Genomic DNA, 19579 nt, shown 5'->3' on the forward strand with positions numbered 1-19579 from the left:
GAGCTTATGTTCTGGCCCGCCATGATCTCAGCAAAGTGTACATGCCAGGAAGAAAGCCACGTGTCCGCCTCAACATCTCAAGGTACGAGCGCGACAGAACTCCCTTGAACTGCTAAGGATCGAGAAGTCCATGAACGAACAAGACTGGCGCCGCCTCCTCACCGATCTCAATCAAGCATGTCTCACCAGCATCCCGTACATCGTGGCGAACCCTCCCCCTGAGTTGGGGATGCAGCAGTTTGTCGACCGGCACTCAAACAGCGCAATGGCCCAGGTTGCGATTTCTGCGATGGCCGGGCACGCTACCTGGCTTGGTATGCCGCCTGCAACGCAGGTGCAGATCACATCCGCCGAACAGCGGCTGGGCGTCACGCTGCCCTCTACCTACACCGCATTTCTTCGCGTTTCGAACGGCTTTCTCATGCCAGGCCAATCAACAAGCTCGATCCTGCCTGTAGAACTGATCGCGCACTTCGGCGACGACCATGCAGACGTAGCACGGTTCTACCGAGAGACATTGGACACTTGGCCAGCTGAAGTGGACGACTACGTCCAGAATAGCCTTGAGGGCACGATCCAGCTTTCGGGCCCACCCAATCACCGCCCCGAATTCGTCCTTCTTGACCCACAGCAAAAGTCACCAAAGGGAGAGGTGGAGGTGGTGAAACTCGTTCATGAGGGCGCGGAATACATCGATGGTTTTGAGCAGTTCATGGAGCTCCAGCTCTTCTCAGTGAATTACGGCCTTCGCCTGTACCAGGAAAAATAGACATGAGCGCCTTGTGGAAAGAGCTTCTTGTGGAGCTCAATGCAGTGGGACTCGAGAGGATCGAACGGGGCAAGGGTGACCCCATGGAGTACCACGGCCTTGAGCCGTTCATCAACGCATTCCCAGACGCACCACTAGCCATGCTTGCATCAAAAGTTGGCCGTGAGGAACTGACATGGCTGGGTCAGAAGGGCGCAACACCCCAACAGATCGCTGACGCTGAAGAGCGACTTGGATTTAGGTTCCCTGACAGCTACCGGGAGTTCCTCTTGGAGTCGAACGGCTTTCTAGTTCCTGGAACTTACTGTTGCGTCCTGCTTCCCGTGGAGCTGGTCCGAAAGTTCGGGGACGACAATGCGCAGATCGTCGCGATGTGGGCGAATGCGCACGCCAAGGACCCGCTACTTGATATCGAGGATGTGACCTATCGCATGGGCGACGCCATCCAGGTAACTGCTGAGCCTTCGGACTATGACTGGTTCGTCCTGTTCGACCCGATCAATGCGAGCCCCAAAGGCGAGCCATGGACGGTCATGTACAGCCGCCAGGGATATGACTGTGAGGAGACTTTTTTGGATCTCATCCAGGAGCTCGTCAGCTCCTACCAAGCAAGCTTTCGCAGATGAAAGACCCACAACTGTGACCCATGAGGCGGCGTTGGTGATCGGCTCATCCACCTAAACCTGGCGTTCGCTTCTGATCGAACTTAACCAACGTTGCCAGGAGATCATCCCGCACGCTCTGGCCCCTCCTCCGCTGGGACTCGGGATGACCAAGATGATAGAGCGGTATCCAAGCGGCAGTATGACCCTGCTTGCTGTAGACACACGAAGGAACTGACCACGTAGTTGGCATGGACGCCGTAGGGAGCACCAGAGGCCGAGCAACACCTCGGCCTCGAACTACCGAAGCGTTACCCGGCACTACAACCGCACCGGCTCCACCACCACCGCCGTGCCGTAACACAGCACCTCGGTAAGACCGGTCATCACATCGGTAGCGTCATAGCGCATCGCGATGATCGCGTTCGCCCCCAGCATCCGCGCGTGCTTGGCCATGTCGCGGTAGGTCTCTTCCCGGGCCTGTTCGCACAGCTCCGTGTAGATGGTGATGTTGCCCCCGAAGATCGTCTGCAACCCACCCAGAAAATTGCCGACGATGGAACGCGAGCGCACCGTGATGCCGCGCACCACGCCCAGGCTGCGCACGACCCGGAAGCCCGGCAGTTCCATTGCCGTGGTGACCATCGAATCGTCGAGCCGCAGTGCGGGCGGACTCCGGGGTCCGCTGTTGTAAGGATCTGCCATTGTTGTCTCCACTGAGAATAAGGGTCAGGGGTACTGGGGTGTGGTCCCGCGTGGCGGGGTCTTCCAGAACAGCCATAGGAGGGCAAGCACGCACAGCCACAACAGCCCGCAGCCCAGGATGATGACCAATCTGAAGCCGAACTCGTTGTGCCCCACGCTGGGCCAGAATCGCCACGTGTCCACGCAGGCGATGTACACGCCACCGAGCAGCACAGGCACGCCACACAGTATGCCGAGTGCGCGCGCCCAGCCGTGGCGGCGGAAGATGAGCAGCACGGCCAGCACCAGCGTTGCTACAAGCAGCAACGGCAATCCGACGAACACCGTCAGCATGCCCGGGAAGTCAGACGCCATCGCGGGCATGGGTGCCAGCGCGAGCCCCAGCCCCAGCGAACGCGCGGATGTGCCAGCGCCCCGTTGCCCCCCGATGTTCATTCTTGCCCCCAGGATGTTCGCGTCGCGCCATTTGAGCATGTCGCACGGCCACGGTGCAGCCCTGCCCTCATCGGATCGGGCGCGTGGTCACCAGTCCGTTGCCGGCCGCCCATTGGTGGATGTCGTCACGGCGGATGGCCGCCGCCATCAGTCCGGGGAAGGCATCGGGCGTACACGCGAATGACGGCACCCCAAGCGCGGCCAGCTGGCCCGCCAGATGCTGGTCGTAGGCAGGCGCCCCCTCGTCGCTGAGCGCAAGGAGCACGATGAACTGCACGCCCGCCTCCACCAGTTCCAGCGCGCGCGCCAACAGCTTCTTCTCCACGCCGCCCTCGTACAGGTCCGAGATGAGCACCAGGATGGCACTGTGTGGCTCACGGATCTGGGCCTGGCAGTAGGTGACCGCGCGGTGGATGTCGGTGCCACCGCCCAGCTGCACACCAAACAGCAGATCCACCGGGTCATCCAGCTTCTCGCTCATGTCCACCACTTCGGTGTCAAACACCACCAGCTTGGTCGACACTGCCGGCAAGGAAGCCATCACGGCACCGAAGATGCTGGAATAGACCACCGATGCGGCCATCGAACCGCTCTGGTCGATGCACAGCAGCACCTCGCGCTGCGGTTTGCGTGCCTTGCGCCCGTAGCCGATCAACGTCTCGGGCACCACCGTGCGCAGCGCCGGTTGCCAGTGGCGCAGGTTGGCGCGGATGGTTCGGTTCCAGTCGATCTCCGCATGGCGCGGGCGGCGGTTGCGGCGCGCGCGATCCAGCGCCCCGCTCACCGCCGAGCGCATCGGCTCTTCCAGCCGGCGCAGCAGGTCGTTGACCACGCTGCGTACCACCAGACGCGCGGTCTCCTTGGTCTCGGCCGGGATGACCCCGGACAACGCCACCAGGTTGGCCACCATGTGCACGTCAGGCTGGATGTTCTCCAGCATTTCCTTTTCCAGCAGCATCTGGCGCAGCTCGAGCCGCTGCAGCGCGTCACGCTGCATGACCTGCACCACCGACGCCGGGAAGTAGCGGCGGATGTCACCCAGCCAGCGCGCCACGTTCGGGGCCGAACCGCCCCGCCCGCCGCGACGGGCCAGGCCGTTGGGACCGTGTGGCTCGTAAAGCGCGCCCAAGGCGGCATCCACGCCCTGCAGCCGTGCGCTCAGGGCGCCGCAGCTGGCGCTGCTTTCCTGGCCCAGGATCAGGCGCCAGCGCTCGGCACGCGTGGTCGGGACGGCCGAGGCGGCCGGATCGGTGAGCTCGCTCATGCATCCACTCCAAACAGTTCGCGCAGCATCGGCAACGCGCGCTCGGCGCGCGTGGTGTTCCAGGTGGATGCGACGACCGCTGCCGGGGCGGCCCCCACGCCGCGTTTCACGCGCTCGCCAAGGTCGCGGCGCTCGGCGGCCTCGAACTCGGCGAACGTGCGCCTTACCAGCGGCAGCACCTGCACCAGATGCTCATCGGTCAGCCCACAGACCCACGCGTCGATCAGGTGCCATACCGCATCATCGTGCAGCAGCACGGTCGCGTTGCGGTTGAGGAAGCCGTCCAGCCACTGGGCAGCCGGCAACGGCTCGGCACCTGCCGACAACGCCCGCTGCAGCTGCAGGTCCACCTGCGTGCCATCCAGGTAGCCCGCATCGAGCAGCAGTCGCGTACCCGCGCCAGCCACCAGCGCACTGGTGGTGGTCGACAACGCAACAGTGGCCAGGCTGCGCCGCCAGGCCTGCTGGCCCGCCTCGTCGCCGCGCAGGGCGATCGCACGGTCGGCCGCCAACAGGGTCTCGCGCGCCTGCTCGGCGCGGCCGTCATCCAGATCACACAGGGCGATCGTCAGGCCGATGCAGGCCCGCTGCAGCATGCCGTCGAAGAGATGGGCCACCTGCTCGCCTTCGGTACGGCGCACGTTGCCATAGCGGTACACGTTGGCCAGGGACGGCAGGGCGTCCAGCAGCGTCAGCGGGTCGGCGTCGGTGGCCGCGCGTGCTTCCAGCTCGCTGGCGATGGCGCTGACCGCCTCGGGCAGGTTGGCCAGCAACACGCGGTCGACCAGCGCCGACAGCACCGAGAGCTGCGTGGCGTGGCGAGCCTCTTCCAGGGCACGTTGGCTGGCGGCAGCGGCCAGGGTCTGGCCGAGCCGGCTGGCATCGATCAGGTCGACCTGGAAGTGCGGTTGCCAGGCCAGCTGCCAGTACTCGTGGAACGTACCGCGTGCCGAATTACCCGCATGGGTCAACTGGCCCCACGGGATGTCCAGCAAGGCAAGGCGGTGCAGCAGATGGCTGCGCTGCAGGTCGGTGTCACCGCGCAGGTCCAGATCGAGGTTGCGGGCGAGCGCTTCGGGTTTGAGCCGCAGGCGCTTCTGCTGCGCTTCCAGGTCGCGCTGCAGCGGCACCACCGGCACGGCCGGCGGCACGCTGCCCAGTGCATCACCGAGCAACAGTCTGTCGCGGATCAGCTGCATGGGCGTGTCGTCGCCATTGCAGATGACGCTGCGGGTGGCATCGTTGATTTCTTCCAGGCCCGGCGCCGGCCGCTCGCGCATCGCCGCAAGCGTATCGGCCAACCGGGCCGCTTCGATCAGGTGTGCGGAAGAACAGTCGAGCCCGCTTTCACGCAGCAGGCCGGCCACGCGCGCGTACCAGCCGATGGCGCGCTGATGGCGCGCGCCGGCATTGCGCCAGAGGTGGTCATACCAGCCCGGCGCATCCACACCGGCGCCGTAGCCACTGCCGGCGCTGAGGTGACGGTAGGTCCACGGCACCCAGGTGGACTGGGTCTTGCGCTTGGGCATGCCCTTGAGGAGACGGTTGTCGGCGGTGACGCTGTGGGCCGCCAACGCGGCCGCGTCCAGTGCGGGCACGTGCCAGGCACCGCAGACCACGGCGATGCGCTGGTACTGCTTGCACGCTGCCCGGAGCCCGGCGCGCATGTGCGCCTCACGAATGGCGTCCTGCGCCGCCCGCGCGGAAGGCCGCGGCGGGGCGTGCGCGCGCACTTCGTGCATGGCCTCGGCGATCGCGGCAAACAGATCCTGACCATCGCCGCGCTCTTCGACCATGTGGTTCCACCACGCCTCGCCGTCGCCATAGCCGGCCGCACGCGCCAGCCAGTCCAGCGGGTCGGACGGCAGCGGCGGATCCGCGTCGGTGGCCGGGGCCTCCTCAAGCGGCGCATCGGTCGATACTGCGGGCAGATCATCTGGGCCAGTGACGGCGGTGGTGTCCTCGGCCGTCGCAGCGTCCAGGTCGCCCTCGCCCTCCGCCATCGACGGGGCTTGTCCGGCCTTGGCTTGCTGCTGCCACTCCAGCGACAGCGCCGGGGGAACGTCGATGAACTGCACCGGCACGCCCGCCTCGCGCGCCCACTGCAGGGCCTGCCATTCCGGCGAGAACAGTGCATAGGGATGGAAGACCGCCAGCTGCGGGTCGTCCACGCTATAGGACAGCAGCGCCACCGGCGGCACCATGGCCGGGTCGCTCACATGCGTGAGCAGCGCTTCGGTACCGGCCGGACCTTCGATCAGCACACAGTCCGGCTGCAGCGCATGCAGGGCGGCCAGCAGGCTGCGTGCGCAGCCCGGGCCGTGGTGGCGGACGCCAAACAGGGAAACGCTCTGGCTCATTGGCGTGGCTTAGGCGTGGTCACGGAAGGCGCGGTACAGGTCCTTCCACTCGCTGCGCTCCTTCACCACGGTCTCCAGATACTCGTTCCAGACCACCTGGTCCTGCACGGGGTCCTTGACGATGGCACCGATCATGCCGGCCGCCATGTCGGCCGGGCGCAGCACACCGTCGCCAAAATGGCCGGCCAGGGCCATGCCGTTGTTGATCACCGAAATCACCTCGGCCGTGGACAGCGTGGCCGTGGGCGATTTCAGCTTGGCCTTGCCGTCTTCGGTCATGCCGTTGCGCAGCTCGCGGAAAATGCGGACCACCCGTGCCACCTCCTGCAGCGCAGGCGGCTCGGCAGGCAGGTCCAGCGCCACGCCCATTTCGCCCACGCGCTTGGTCACGATCGCAATCTCGTCCTGCTCGCTGGACGGCACCGGCAGGATCACCGTGTTGAAGCGACGCTTGAGCGCGCTGGACAGCTCATTGACGCCCTTGTCGCGGTTGTTGGCCGTGGCAATCACGCTGAACCCACGCGTGGCCTGCACTTCCGAGCCCAACTCCGGAATCGGCAGGGTCTTTTCGGACAACACGGTGATCAGCGCGTCCTGCACGTCGGCCGGAATGCGGGTGAGTTCCTCGATGCGGGCAATCTTGCCCAGGCGCATCGCGTTCATCAGCGGGCTGGGAACCAGGGCGGCCTGGCTGGGCCCATGTGCCAGCAGCTGCGCATAGTTCCAGCCATAGCGGATCTGTTCCTCGCTGGTACCGGCCGTGCCCTGCACCAACAGCGTGGAGTCACCGCTGATGGCCGCGGTCATGTGTTCGGATACCCACGACTTGGCCGTGCCCGGCACGCCAAACAGCAGCAGCGCACGGTCGGTGGCGATGGTAGCCACCGCGATTTCCATCAGGCGCCGCTCACCGATGTACTTGGGACTGACCACGAAGCCGTTGTCGAGCGTGCCACCGATCAGGTAGGTCACCACCGCCCAGGGCGAGAGCTGCCAGTTGGCAGGCCGTTGGCGCTGGTCAAGGCGGCGCAGCTGATCCAGTTCTTCGGCGTATTGGTGTTCGGCGTGTTGGCGCAGGACGACAGTGCTCATCGTGGCTCCGGGTGAAGGTCAGAAGGAAGAATGCAGGGCGTGGCGCACTTCAACGATGCGCAGCAGGTCATGCGCGCAGGCGCGCATGCTGTCGGTGGCGTCATCGGGCTGTGCGGGCAACAGAACGTGGGACAACACGCTGGGGTGCAGCAGGCTGGCCAGTTCCAGCAGCTGCTGGCGCAGCAGGTAGTCGTGGCGCAGGCGATCACTGGCGAAGCACGCACACACGCCCGGCACCAGGCGCGCGGAATAGTGCGCGGTGAGCGTTTCGCCCGGTGCGCATGAGCCCAGCACATCGCTGAGCATGCCTTCGCCAGCCAAGGCATCCAATGTGTCCGGCCAGTACTGTTCGCGCTGCAGTACCGGCAGCATCGCCAGCAGGCGTGGGGTGTGGGCGTGCAGGCTGCGGTCGTCCAGCATCGCCGCCAGCCACGCCGGCTGCGTGGCGTCGACGCGTTCAAGCCAGCCGCGCTGCAGAGCGGCCTCCCAGTCGGTGCCCCGTGCAAAGGCCAACAGCTGCACCGGGGTCATCGAGGTGTGGCCGGTCCACCAGGCCAGCGGCAGCTGCCGCACCAACTGGTACAGCCACCACGCGCGCTCACCCAGATCGTCGTACTGGGGGCGCTTGGTTTCGATACCGGCGTCGGCCCATTCCGGAGCAGCCGCCGTTGGTGCCTCGCATTCCCAGCTCGTCCTGCGAAGCAGACCACTGCGTTTAACCAGCAGCGGCTGCATCCATCCGGCAATGCGTTGCGCATGCGTCGAGGTCGGCAACTGCGCCAGCAACGGCCCCACCAGCGCGCGCACCTCGCGGCTGCGGTCCTTCAGCAGTGACTCCAGCAGCGGCGCATCTTCGGGCTCCAGCTGCGCGGGAAATGCGCCGACGAAATCGACACGCTCGCGCGCCGACATCGCTTTCAGGTGAGCCTGCAGGCGTTCGCGCGCCAGCGCCGGATCGGTGTGGCGGGTGTGTGCAAACCAGGCCAGACGCGTGTCATGCCGCGCGTCGTCCCACGCCAATGCCGTTTCATCTGCGGGGGTAGCCGCCTCGCCGACGGCATCGGCATGTGCGAACGCCCACGCCGGGTTGCAGGCTGCCAGCCACTGTCCTCGTACGCCGAGCACCGGCAGCAGGCGCATGCGCAGCGGCACGCTGCGTGCGCCGGCGTCCAGCGCCTGCGGCAGAACGGCGTGCGGCAGCGTGCGCTGGTGTGCTGCAAGACGCAGGCAGGCCTCGTGGCGCAGCCGAACATCGTGTCCCTGGGCAACCACGCTGCGCGCGAATACGGCGGCCAACAACGCGGTCCAGGGGTGCGCATCGGGTACGACCTGCGCATCGTCTGCCGCCGGCTCGCGGAGCAGCACGTCGTCCATGGCGCCCACCCGCACAGCCGCCAAGCCACAGGCGGCGATGGCACCGACCCCGCGGCTGTAGGTCAGCGCGGCATCATCGCCCGACCCGATCTGCTCCAGCAGTGTGCCAAGCGCGCCGTCCGCCTGGATCACCTGCGGGCGGTCGATGCCGAGCAGGGCCGGTTTCAACCACGCATCGCTCATGCCGCGCTCCTGTGCCAGTAGTTTCCGTGGGCGGTCCAGGCCGACAACGGCAGTAACACGCGGCCGTCCCACTCGCCCATCACGCACAGCGGATGACCGCCAGCAAAGGCCATCAGGCCCCAGCCGTCATCTGTATCCAGCTGCAGTGGCAGGCAGCCGGCGTCGGTGTGCATGTGCCACGTGTCGTCGGCCACCTGTACATGCCCCTGCAGACGCAACGGGACCTGCGCCAACCAGGGATTGGTCGCGAAGGATGCCGAGGCCTGGTCGATGCCGACGCTGCTATCGCACAGCGGTACAGCGGGCAGGTCTGCCAGCGTGGTCGCAGCCGGCGCCAGCGCGCGCAGCGGCACGGTGCCCGGGAAGAAATGCAGGGTGGCAGCCAGCACGTGGTTGGCGGGCCACGTGCGTTCCCAGCCGCGTCCGCCATGCGCAAATTCCTGCAACAGGGCCGTACGCCCGCTATCCAGCCCGTGCAGCCACACCCGACGCTCGGTCAGTCGCCCCGGCAGTTCCACGACGCATTGCCCCAGCACGTGCCAGCGATCGTGCAGCGTTTCGCCGGTGGCCAACACCTCGTCCTTGTCCAGCGGCCAGCCAACTGCCGCGCGCAGGTCTGCTACCCGCGCCGGGGACAGCGCGCTACGCCGGTGCACGGCCTGGTTCAGCAGCTGCAACAGGCCCAGCCGTTCCCCCATGTCGGACAGGCCGGCCATGCCGACCTGTTCGGACTCCATCGCAAGCTGCAGCTGCCCGGCCAGCGCCGGGGCCTGCGCATCCACCATGCGCGCGGCCATGTTCATCGCATCCTCGCGCTGACTGGCCCCCAGGTTGGCCAGCCCATGGCGGAAGGTGTCGGCGATCCAGCGCTCCAGCTCGGCGCAGCCTTGGGTGATGCGCTTCCAGCGCGTAGCTTCGCGCTTGGACGCCGCTGCGGCGGCCGCCTCGGGTGCAACCACGGGTGCGGCGGCAGCGCCCTCACCCGCCGGTACATGGCGCGCGGCGCGCTCGCGACGACCGCGCAGCCATTCGTCCACCCAACCGGGCCGGGATTGCGGCAGCGGCGAAAAGCACGGGTTGCCCTGCGCGTACAACAGCAACAGGGCAAGGCCGTGCTTGCAGGGGAACTTGCGGCTGGGGCAGGAGCAACGGCTGACCAGCGCGGACAGATCCACCTGCGCCTGGTAAGGCTTTGCGCCGCTGCCCTGGCACTCGCCCCACACCGCTTCATCGTCGGCGCCCAGCAGGCCCCATTTGCCATCCGTTGCCAACCCGCCGGCCGCCTTGCTTGAAGACGCATCCGGCGCCAGCGCGAGCACCTGCTCGCGCGTGAGACGCGCATCCATATCCGTTCCCGGGCTTTCCCTGCGTAGGCCGCATCATAAAGGAGCATCAAGCACGCATGGGGTGATCCACGTCGCGTGCGCCGAAAGCCATGCAGGGCACCACGGGTGACCGGCGAGCGCTGTCGCATGCAGCACTGTCGATGACCTCGTTCGATGCCATCGGCGCTCCCCGAACGCGTCGCGTGCGCGCAGGGTTGCGCCCCGTCCTGCACTGCAGCCCTCAACGCTGCTCGGTTCGGACCACCTGATAGACGGCGATATTGCGCTCAGCCAGAACGCGGACCACTTCAGGGATCAACTGCATCGGCAGGTCCACCTCGTAGCCATGCGGTCGGGGCCGTAGTTCCGCAGGCGCGACGCTGAAGCTTGCATGGGCCTGGCGGCGCTCGAACAGGAAGGCGGTGATCGCATCGCGCGCGATGTCCTGCCACTCGCCCACTTCGAAGTACACCCGGTACAGCGTGTCGCCGTAGTCGGCCGGTGTGCCGACGGCGGGATCGGTGCCACTGGGGTCCATGCCATGTTCCTCGGTAGGTGGGACAGCGGGCGGCGCTGCACCTGCACGATAGCGCGGGCGACGTCGGCTGGCCTGCAGGATCCGAGGCGCGTGCAACGCCCAACAAAAAAGCCCCCGTTTCCGGAGGCTTTTCTGACTGAATCGTGGTGGGCGGTGCAGGGTTCGAACCTGCGACCCTTGCCGTGTGAAGGCAATGCTCTACCGCTGAGCTAACCGCCCGATGCTGCTGAGCCGCTCATTATAGGGCGGCAATTTTCGGCGTCAACGGTTTCGCCGAAATTTCTTCACATCGTGTGCGTGGGCTTGTCCGAGGTCAGGATGCCGGCCAGCAGCGTCTCGATCTTGTTGCGCACATTCTCGCCCTCGGCCCCTTCGGCCAGCTGCACGCCGATGCCGGCCGCGCGGTTGCCCTGGGCGCCGGCGGGGGTCACCCAGATGACCTTGCCGGCCACCGGCAGGCGCTCGCTGGAGTCCGGCAGGGTCAGCAGCAGGAACACCTCATCGCCCAGGAAGTAGCGCTTGGGGGTGGGGACGAAGACGCCGCCGTTCTTCACGAACGGCATGTACGCGCTGTACAGCGCGGCCTTGTCCTTGACCGCCAGCGACAGGATGCCCTGGCGGGCGTTGGTGGCACTCATGCTCTATTCCCCTTTGCTTGCCGCTCGTTGACCTTGTTCCAGGCCAACAACAATTCCACCACCGCAAGGTCGGCGCGCACGGTGGTGCGCAGCAGATCTCGGGTACGGTTGGCGGCGTCGAACCACGCCGCCAGCTTGTGCAATCGGTCCGGATCGGTCAAGCCGCCCGTGCTGGCCTGGGCCAGCGCCAGGTCGGCGGCGTGACGCAGGCGCAGCGCCGCGTTGTCGTCGGCGGTCCAGCGCTGGGCCAGCTCCACCGCACCGGCGCGCCCGGCCACCAGCGCTTCCAGGTCGGTGGCCACCTGCCGGCGCAGCGCCAGGCCATCCTCGCGCAGCCAGTCGTCGGCCTGCCCGGGGTGGCCGCGCGCGGCGTCCAGGGCCTCTTCCGCGCTGCGCGGGGTGTGGCCCTGGGCGTGCAGCCAGGCCAGTGCTTCCTCACGCGGGGGCAGCTTGAACTCCAGTCGCTGGCAGCGGCTGCGCACGGTCGCCGGCAGGCGCGCCGGGTCGCTGCTGATCAGCCACAGGTAGCGGCCCGGCTGCGGCTCTTCCAGGGTCTTGAGCAGCGCGTTGCAGGCCGCGCGGTTGATCGCATCGGCCGGGTCGACGATCACCACCTGGGCAATGCCGTACTGCGGGGTCAGCGCCAGCTTCTGCGAGATCTCGCGGATCTGCTCGATCACGATCTCGGTGCGCAGCTTGTCGCCGGATTTGTTCGGCACGAACGAGATCAGCTGCAGGTCCGGGTGGGTGCCGGCAGCGATCAGCTGGGCGCTGCGCTGGGCAGCGGCCGGTTCACCGCTGCACAGGATGTGCTGGGCCATGCGCAGCGCCACGGCGCGCTTGCCCAGCCCGGCTGGGCCGCAGATCAGCAGGCCATGGCCCAGGCGCCCGGCGTCCAGCGCGGCCACGGTCTGGTCATAGGCGCGCTGCTGCCACGGGGAAAAGGTCTCACTCATGGGAAGGCTCCGGTGCCAGCCAGGCATCCACCGCCGCCACCACCGATGCGGCAACGCCGACCTGGTCCTGGCTGGCGTCGATCAGGCGGAAACGGGCGGGGTCGGCGCTGACGCGCTGGCGGAATACCGCGCGCACGCGCTGGAAGAAGTCGTCCTGCTCGCTCTCGATGCGGTCCGGCCACAGGTCGCGGCCATTGGCGCGGGCGCGGCCGACGGCCACATCCACGTCGAGCAGCAGGGTCAGCCCGGGCAGCAGGCCCACCGCGCGGCGCTCGAGGTCGGCGATCCACGCCGCGTCCAGGCCGCGGCCGCCGCCCTGGTAGGCGTAGCTGGAATCGGTGAAGCGGTCGCTGACGACGTAGCAGCCGCGGCGCAGCGCCGGCTCGATCACCTGGCGTACGTGCTGGGCCCGCGCGGCAAACACCAGCAGCAGCTCGGCCTCGGCCGACAACGGCTCGGCGGCGATCTCCGCATCAGGGGTGAGCACCAGCGCGCGGATGCGCTCGGCCAACGGCGTGCCGCCGGGCTCGCGGGTCAACAGCACCTCGTGGCCGCGTGCGTGCAGGGCCTCGCGGATGGCATTGATGGCGGTGGTCTTGCCCGCGCCTTCGCCGCCTTCCAGGCTGACAAAGCGCGGGTGGCGCAGCAGCGAGGCGGTCATTGCGGTGCGGCCTGGCTGCGCTGCTGGCGCAGCTGCTGCAGGTAGCGCGCCACGGCCGCGTTGTGGTCGGTGTAATTGGCCGAGAACACGTGCGCGCCGCTGCCGTCGCCCACTGCCACGAAGTACAGCGCATCGCCGGCGGCCGGTTGCGCGGCGGCCTGCAGGGCGTCGCGGCCCGGCATGGCGATCGGAGTCGGGGTCAGGCCGGCCCGGGTGTAGGTGTTGTACGGCGTATCGGTGGTGAGGTCGCGCTTGCGGATGTTGCCGTCGTAGCTGCTGCCGATGCCGTAGATCACGGTCGGGTCGGTCTGCAGGCGCATGCCGATCTTCAGCCGGCGCATGAATACGCCGGCGATCTGCGGCCGCTCGCTGGGCAGCGCGGTTTCCTTCTCGATGATCGAGGCCAGGGTCAGCAGTTCGTACGGCGTGTTCAGCGGCAGATTGTCGGCACGGCTGTCCCACGCGGCGGTCAGTTCCTTTTCCATCGCCGCGTGCGCGCGCTTGAGCACGTCCACGTCGCTGTCGCCGCGCTGGTACACGTAGGTTTCGGGCAGGAAGCGGCCTTCCGGGTGTTCGCCGGGGAAGCCGATGGCCTTCATCAGGGCAGCGTCGTCGAGGCTGTCGGTGGTGTGCACCAGCGGGTCGGCGCGCTTGAGCGCGGCCCGGACCTGGCGGATGTTCCAGCCTTCCACGATGGTCACCCGGTGCTGCAGCACGCGGCCCTGGCGCATGCGCAGCAGCAGCTCGCGCGGGGTCAGGCTGGGGTCCAGCGCGTATTCACCCACCTTGAGCTTGCCGGCCGCATCCAGCTGGCGCGCCAGCAGTTGCCACTGGGTGTCGCTGCCTTCGTCCACGCCGGCCGCACGCAGCTTGCCCAGCACCGTGTTCAGGCCGTCGCCGGAGGCGATCACCATGCTGGGCTGGTCCGGGGTCAACGGCGCATCGGCGAAGCCGCGCTGGCTATGCCAGAACCACGCCCCTGCACCAGCCAGCAGCAATGCCCCCAACAGCAGCACCGCCAGCACGGCCAGACATCCCCGTTTCGCACCCGCCATGGTCACCTCGAATGGTTTTCGCCGCCGCGCAGCATACCGCGCGACCGCTGCACACGCCCAAACGGCTCAGTCATGCCGGCCCAGCGCACGCATCAGGCCACGCGCCTTGGCGCGGGTTTCGTCCAGTTCCTTGTCCGGGTCCGAATCGACCACGATGCCGGCACCGGTGCGGAAGGTGGCGCTGGCCGCGGCCACTTCGGCGGTGCGGATCAGGATGTTCAGATCCAGGTCGCCATCGCGGTTGAGCCAGCCGAACGCGCCGGTGTAGGCGCCACGCGCGGTCTGCTCCAGCTCGGCGATGATCTGCATGCAGCGTACCTTCGGGCACCCGGTGATGGTGCCGCCCGGGAAGGTGGCGGCGATCACCTGGCCGGGGCTCACGCCCGCGCGCAGGCGGCCGCGCACGTTGCTCACGATGTGGTGCACGTGGGCGTAGCTTTCCACCGTCATCAGCTCGTCGACCTCGACGCTGCCGGGCGTGCAGATGCGGCCCAGGTCATTGCGCTCCAGGTCGATCAGCATCACGTGCTCGGCGCGCTCCTTGGGGTGGCCGACCAGCTCCTGGATGCGCGCAGCGTCATCGTCGCCGGCAAAGCGCGGGCGGGTACCGGCGATCGGCCGGGTCTGCACGTCGTCGCCATGCACCGACACCAGCCGCTCCGGCGAGGAACTGACCACCGCCCTGCCCTGCGCCATGAACAGCCCGGCGAACGGGGCCGGGTTGGCCACCCGCAGCTGCGCATACAGCGCCTGCGGCGACAGCATGCTGGCGAACTGCGCGTTCCAGCGCCGCGACAGGTTCACCTGGAACACATCGCCGGCACGCAGGTACTCGATGACCTTGCCCACGCCGTCGGTGAAGCGCGCAGGCGCATCCTCGCCCACCTCGGCCGGCGGCTGCCAGGCCGGCAGCGGCGGCAACGCACGTGCGGCGTCCAGGTCGGCCAGCAGGGTCTGCAGCAGTGCGGCGTGGTCGGTTTCGCACACGGCGTGGTACTGGCCCAGCACGCGGTCGTGCAGCACCGCTGCGGGGCAGCGCAGGGCCAGGGCGGCGGGCAGCCCGTCGGCGCGCGCGGGCAGCCGCAGCACCGTTTCGATCTGCCCGGCCAGTTCGTAATCCAGCATCAGCGCCCAGCCACCACGGAACGGCAGCTGGATCTCCTCGCGTGGCTGACGCAGCGCCGCCCACTGCGCGTCCAGCACGTCCAGGAAGCTGCCCGGATGGGCAACGCCTTCGGCATCGCGCACGACGCCATCCGCGTGCAGCGCGAGCGCCTGCCCGTTGCCCATCAGCAGCAGGTCCCAGCGGCCCTGCGCGGTGCCCGAGGCGGTGGATTCCATCAGCAGCGGATAGCGCGATGGCGCCACGCGCTGCAGCGCGAGCAGGTCGGTGGTGGCGGGCAGCGGATGGGTCAGCAGCATGGCGGGGAACCGGAAGGTGCGGGAGGGCCAGATACACCAAGGCCGCCAAGATGGCGGCCCGGGTGCGGGTACGGCAGCGCGGCGATCAGACGCGCTTGAACACCAGCGTGCCGTTGGTGCCACCGAAGCCGAAACCGTTGGACATCACCACGTCCACCTTGGCCTGGCGTGCTTCATTGGGCACGTAATCCAGGTCGCAGCCTTCGCCGGGCTGGTGCAGGTTGATGGTCGGCGGAATCACGTTGTCGCGCAGGGCCAGCACCGAGAAGATCGCTTCGACGCCGCCAGCGGCACCGAGCAGGTGGCCGGTCATCGACTTGGTCGAGCTGACCATCATCTTGTAGGCGTGGTCACCGAAGGCGGCCTTCATCGCCATGGTCTCGCCGAGGTCGCCCAGCGGCGTCGAGGTGCCATGCGCGTTGAGGTAGCCGATCTGCTCCGGGGTCACACCGGCGTCCTTCATGGCCATGACCATGCAGCGCGCGGCGCCTTCGCCGTTCTCGCTCGGCGCGGTCATGTGGTAGGCGTCGGAGCTGGCGCCGAAACCGGCCAGTTCGCAGTAGATCTTCGCGCCACGGGCCTTGGCGTGTTCGTACTCTTCCAGGATCAGGATGCCGGCACCGTCGCCGAGCACGAAGCCGTCGCGGTCCTTGTCCCACGGCCGCGAGGCCGCTTCGGGATCATCGTTGCGGGTGCTCATGGCCTTCATCGCGCAGAAGCCGCCCAGGGCGGTCGGCGAGGAGCCACGTTCGGCGCCACCGGCCACCATCACGTCCGCATCGCCGTACTGGATCATGCGCATGGCGGTGCCGATGGAATGGTTCGAGGTGGCGCAGGCCGACACCGCCGAGAACGACGGGCCTTTCAGGCCGCTGATGATGCTCAGCTGGCCGGGCAACATGTTGATGATGGTCTTGGGCACGTAGAAGGGCGAGATCTTCTTGCCCTCATGGAAATCGATGGTCTGCTCTTCGATGCCAAGCAGGCCGCCGATGCCGGCGCCGACGATCGCGCCGATGCGCTCGGCATTGGCGTCGGTGATCTCCAGGCCGGAATCGTGCAGGGCCATGAACGCTGCGCCCAAGCCGTAATGGATGAACGGGTCCATCTTCTTGGCATCCTTGCCGCTGACCCGGTACGTGCCGAACAGTGCGTTGTCGGCGGTGATGTCAAATCCCTTGACCTCACCTGCAATTTTGGTGGTGAACCGTTCCAGGTAGCTGTCGGCAACGTTGGTCAGCGCAGCGATGCCCGAACGGCCTTCGCTGATGCCCTTCCAACTGGTGTCCAGATCATTGCCAAGGGGCGAGACCATGCCCATGCCGGTGACGACGACGCGACGCTTCATTGCTGATTCTCCTGGCCCGTGGTTCACGGGTATGACGCGGTGTAACGCTCAAATGCACAGGGCCGCAAGTGCGGCCCCATGGGATTGCCGCGCGCGGCCGGGGCGGGTGCCACCGCCGCGCGCAAGCCGCCTGACATCAAGCCTTGACGTGGGCGTTGATGTAGTCGATTGCAGCCTGGACGGTGCTGATCTTCTCGGCTTCTTCGTCCGGGATTTCGCACTCGAACTCTTCTTCCAGCGCCATCACCAGTTCAACGGTGTCCAGCGAGTCAGCGCCCAGGTCATCGACGAACGATGCGCTGTTGGTGACTTCTTCTTCCTTGACGCCAAGCTGTTCGACGACGATTTTCTTGACGCGTTCTTCGATGGTGCTCATTGGATATCGCTCCAGATGGAGTAGTGGTTCAAAAATGACGCCATCCGATGTCGGATGACCGTGGGATAGTGTAGTGGAAACCGGTGATGCCTTGCATTGCCGCAAAACATCTTTCAGATCAACCACTTGCGGCGCGATCCGTGCGCCACATGCTTACGGCATGTACATGCCGCCGTTCACATGGAGGGTTTCGCCGGTGATGTAGCTGGCCGAGGGACCGGCCAGGAACGCCACCGCGTTGGCGATGTCGGACGGTTCACCCAGGCGTTCCAGGGCGATCGTCTTGACCAGGCCGGTGCGCTGCTCTTCCGGCAGGGCCTTGGTCATGTCGGTGTCGATGAAGCCGGGGGCGACCACATTGACGGTGATGCCGCGCGAGCCGATTTCCTTGGCCAGCGACTTGGAGAAGGCAATGATGCCGGCCTTGGCGGCGGCATAGTTGGCCTGGCCGGCATTGCCGGTCACGCCGATCACCGAGGCGATGTTGATGATGCGCCCCTTGCGGGCCTTCATCATGCCGCGGATGACCGCCTTGGAGGTGCGGAACACGCTGGTCAGGTTGGTGTCGAGGATGGCCTGCCAGTCCTCGTCCTTCATGCGCAGCAGCAGGTTGTCGCGGGTGATGCCGGCGTTGTTGACCAGGATGCTGATGGCGCCGAATTCCTTGGCGATACCGTCCAGCACGGCGTCCAGCGCGGCGGCGTCGGTGACGTTCAGCGCGCGGCCGTGGCCACCCACGGCGGCCAGGCGCTCGCCAATGGCGGCGGCACCGGCGTCGGTGGTGGCGGTGCCGATGACGGTCGCGCCCTGCGCGGCCAATGCGTCGGCAATGGCGGCGCCGATGCCACGGCTGGCGCCGGTCACCAGTGCGATTTCACCCTGAAGGGGCTTGCTCATCTGTAGTTCCTCGAACGGGACCGGTCCACGCGCCAGGCCGGGGCCGGGCGACGCAAAGCCAGTCAAAGGATCAGGCGGCCCAGGTTTCGCGGGCTGCCTCGAAATCGGCGGGCGTGGACAGTGTGCGCGCGTCCAGCGATTTGTCGATGCGCTTGATCAATCCGGTCAGGACCTTGCCCGGGCCGCACTCGGCGACGCGGGTGACGCCACGGGCGGCCAGGGCCTGCACGCAGCCGGTCCACTGGACGGGCAGGTAAAGCTGCTGGACCAGGGCCTGGGCGATGGCTTCAACGCCGTCGTGGATGCGGGCGTCGACGTTCTGCACGACCGGCAGCGCGGGCGCGCGCCAGTCCAGGCCGGCCATGGTTTCGGCCAGGCGGTTGGCGGCTTCGCGCATGAGCGGGGTGTGCGAGGGGACGCTGACGGCGAGCTTGACGGCCTTGCGGACGCCCTTTTCGGCGAGCAGGGCCAGGGCGCGGTCGACGGCGGCAGCGTCGCCACCGATGACGATCTGGCCGGGCGAGTTGTAGTTGGCGGGCACGACGATCTGGCTGCCGGCGGCCTGTTCGCAGACGTCCAGGACCAGGGCGTCTTCGGCGCCGAGGACGGCGGCCATGGCACCCACGCCGGCGGGGGCGGCTTCCTGCATGAGCTGGCCACGCAGGCGCACCAGGTGGGCACCATCGCGCAGGGTCAGGGCGCCCGCGGCAACGAGGGCGGTGTACTCGCCCAGGCTGTGGCCGGCCAGCACGGCGGGCTTGGCGCCACCGACGGCATTCCAGACGCGCCAGACGCCGATGCTGGCGGCCAGCAGGGCGGGCTGGGTAAATTCGGTGCGGTTGAGCATTTCCTCGGGGCCGCCCTGCGACAGCGCCCACAGGTCGACGCCGGCGCCATCGGAGGCCTCGGTGAAGGCCTCGCGGACCTGCGGGTGCAGCTCAGCCAGTTCGGCGAGCATGCCCAGCGACTGCGAGCCCTGGCCGGGGAACACGAATGCGAGATTGGAATCGGTCACGCGGTCATCCGCCTGCAAAAATCGAACGGCGAATGATAAGGGGGAATACCGCCCTCCGTCTGTACTGACGCGTATGTGGCTTGGCCGCTTTGAGCGCAAGCATGGAGCCAGAGCGGTCAGTCACTGTCGGGAAGTGGGCTGGGGTGGGTGAGGTTGCGGGGCACGCTGCAAGTCCCGCTCCGCGGCCCGGCCCAGCCGCTGGCGGCTGTGCGTTCGAGCGCATGCGAGGCAGTGCCTCGCAAGCAATGCGCCCTCACCCGTGTAAGCTCCGCCACCGCATCCATGCGGTGGAGGGCCCCGCAACCTCACCCACCCCAGCCTCTCCAGACATGGCTGGTGCGCAACGTAGATCAAGAGCAGCGCAGCGGCCTGCTTTGGGTTTGAGAGGTGCCGAGCTTCGCTCGGCACTACCCCTCCCCCCCTCTCACGGGCGGGGATGCTCTGCTGAGGCTCAGCAACGCTGAGACGAAGTGCCGTTGATTGCCCATGCCCGCCCGGAATCTCTCGGGGGTCGGCGTGGGTGGGTTGGCGGGACCGTTGGGCGCCATGGATGGCGCCCACGAG

At 67.4% G+C, this 19579-nt stretch carries 19 protein-coding genes and 1 tRNA gene; 2 read left to right on the forward strand and 18 right to left on the reverse strand.

Features of this window, described 5'->3' with window-relative positions:
- Positions 1-130: 130 nt before the first annotated feature.
- Both DX03_RS15080 and DX03_RS20460 read left to right on the forward strand, forming a co-directional pair.
- Positions 131-769: an SMI1/KNR4 family protein gene (locus DX03_RS15080; protein WP_038690051.1), complete on the forward strand. Its 639-nt coding sequence runs from the start codon at positions 131-133 to the stop codon at positions 767-769.
- 2 nt (positions 770-771) lie between these two features.
- Entirely contained in the window at positions 772-1395 is a 624-nt protein-coding gene (locus tag DX03_RS20460) for an SMI1/KNR4 family protein (protein WP_051598881.1), read from the forward strand.
- A 297-nt stretch (positions 1396-1692) separates the two neighbouring features.
- Here DX03_RS20460 and DX03_RS15090 read toward each other — a convergent pair whose 3' ends face one another.
- The 18 genes from DX03_RS15090 to fabD form a co-directional block, all read right to left on the reverse strand.
- Positions 1693-2076, reverse strand: coding sequence for a YbjQ family protein (locus DX03_RS15090; protein ID WP_038690053.1), 384 nt, complete (start codon positions 2074-2076; stop codon positions 1693-1695).
- A 24-nt stretch (positions 2077-2100) separates the two neighbouring features.
- Positions 2101-2430 (reverse strand): hypothetical protein, encoded by a 330-nt coding sequence (locus DX03_RS15095; protein WP_185753364.1) that lies wholly within the window; start codon positions 2428-2430, stop codon positions 2101-2103.
- Positions 2431-2578: 148 nt separating this feature from the next.
- A complete protein-coding gene (locus DX03_RS15100; protein WP_038690057.1) occupies positions 2579-3775 on the reverse strand; it encodes a VWA domain-containing protein in 1197 nt (398 codons plus the stop codon).
- Positions 3772-6135 carry a DUF5682 family protein gene (locus tag DX03_RS15105; RefSeq protein ID WP_038690058.1) on the reverse strand — a complete coding sequence of 788 codons (2364 nt, stop codon included), beginning with the start codon at positions 6133-6135 and terminating at the stop codon, positions 3772-3774. Before DX03_RS15105 ends, DX03_RS15100 begins: the two co-directional genes overlap by 4 nt.
- A 9-nt stretch (positions 6136-6144) precedes the next feature.
- Entirely contained in the window at positions 6145-7227 is a 1083-nt protein-coding gene (locus tag DX03_RS15110; RefSeq protein WP_038690060.1) for an ATP-binding protein, read from the reverse strand.
- Between the two features lie 18 nt (positions 7228-7245).
- Positions 7246-8784 carry a DUF5691 domain-containing protein gene (locus DX03_RS21555; RefSeq protein WP_038690062.1) on the reverse strand — a complete coding sequence of 513 codons (1539 nt, stop codon included), beginning with the start codon at positions 8782-8784 and terminating at the stop codon, positions 7246-7248.
- A complete protein-coding gene (locus DX03_RS15120; protein ID WP_038690064.1) occupies positions 8781-10130 on the reverse strand; it encodes an SWIM zinc finger family protein in 1350 nt (449 codons plus the stop codon). The genes DX03_RS21555 and DX03_RS15120 overlap by 4 nt, the downstream gene beginning before the upstream one ends.
- 220 nt (positions 10131-10350) lie before the next feature.
- A complete protein-coding gene (locus tag DX03_RS15125; RefSeq protein ID WP_038690066.1) occupies positions 10351-10647 on the reverse strand; it encodes a hypothetical protein in 297 nt (98 codons plus the stop codon).
- A 144-nt stretch (positions 10648-10791) separates the two neighbouring features.
- Positions 10792-10866: transfer RNA gene (locus DX03_RS15130), tRNA-Val, on the reverse strand.
- Between the two features lie 65 nt (positions 10867-10931).
- The gene (locus tag DX03_RS15135; RefSeq protein WP_038690068.1) at positions 10932-11285 is read right to left on the reverse strand and encodes a PilZ domain-containing protein; all 354 of its coding nucleotides are present in this window, start codon (positions 11283-11285) and stop codon (positions 10932-10934) included.
- Positions 11282-12241: a DNA polymerase III subunit delta' gene (locus tag DX03_RS15140; protein ID WP_038690070.1), complete on the reverse strand. Its 960-nt coding sequence runs from the start codon at positions 12239-12241 to the stop codon at positions 11282-11284. The genes DX03_RS15135 and DX03_RS15140 overlap by 4 nt, the downstream gene beginning before the upstream one ends.
- Positions 12234-12902, reverse strand: coding sequence for a dTMP kinase (gene tmk / locus DX03_RS15145; protein ID WP_038690072.1), 669 nt, complete (start codon positions 12900-12902; stop codon positions 12234-12236). Before tmk ends, DX03_RS15140 begins: the two co-directional genes overlap by 8 nt.
- Positions 12899-13957 (reverse strand): endolytic transglycosylase MltG, encoded by a 1059-nt coding sequence (gene mltG / locus DX03_RS15150; RefSeq protein ID WP_038690074.1) that lies wholly within the window; start codon positions 13955-13957, stop codon positions 12899-12901. Before mltG ends, tmk begins: the two co-directional genes overlap by 4 nt.
- A gap of 66 nt (positions 13958-14023) precedes the next feature.
- Positions 14024-15379: an aminodeoxychorismate synthase component I gene (locus DX03_RS15155; RefSeq protein ID WP_038690076.1), complete on the reverse strand. Its 1356-nt coding sequence runs from the start codon at positions 15377-15379 to the stop codon at positions 14024-14026.
- A gap of 85 nt (positions 15380-15464) precedes the next feature.
- Positions 15465-16727: a beta-ketoacyl-ACP synthase II gene (fabF, locus tag DX03_RS15160; protein WP_038690078.1), complete on the reverse strand. Its 1263-nt coding sequence runs from the start codon at positions 16725-16727 to the stop codon at positions 15465-15467.
- Between the two features lie 136 nt (positions 16728-16863).
- Positions 16864-17103: an acyl carrier protein gene (gene acpP, locus DX03_RS15165; protein WP_017357544.1), complete on the reverse strand. Its 240-nt coding sequence runs from the start codon at positions 17101-17103 to the stop codon at positions 16864-16866.
- Positions 17104-17256: 153 nt separating this feature from the next.
- A complete protein-coding gene (fabG, locus tag DX03_RS15170) occupies positions 17257-18000 on the reverse strand; it encodes a 3-oxoacyl-ACP reductase FabG (RefSeq protein ID WP_038690081.1) in 744 nt (247 codons plus the stop codon).
- Positions 18001-18070: 70 nt separating this feature from the next.
- Positions 18071-19015: an ACP S-malonyltransferase gene (gene fabD, locus DX03_RS15175; RefSeq protein WP_038692457.1), complete on the reverse strand. Its 945-nt coding sequence runs from the start codon at positions 19013-19015 to the stop codon at positions 18071-18073.
- Positions 19016-19579: the final 564 nt, after the last annotated feature.

Source organism: Stenotrophomonas rhizophila (assembly GCF_000661955.1).
Classification (GTDB): Bacteria; Pseudomonadota; Gammaproteobacteria; order Xanthomonadales; family Xanthomonadaceae; genus Stenotrophomonas; species Stenotrophomonas rhizophila.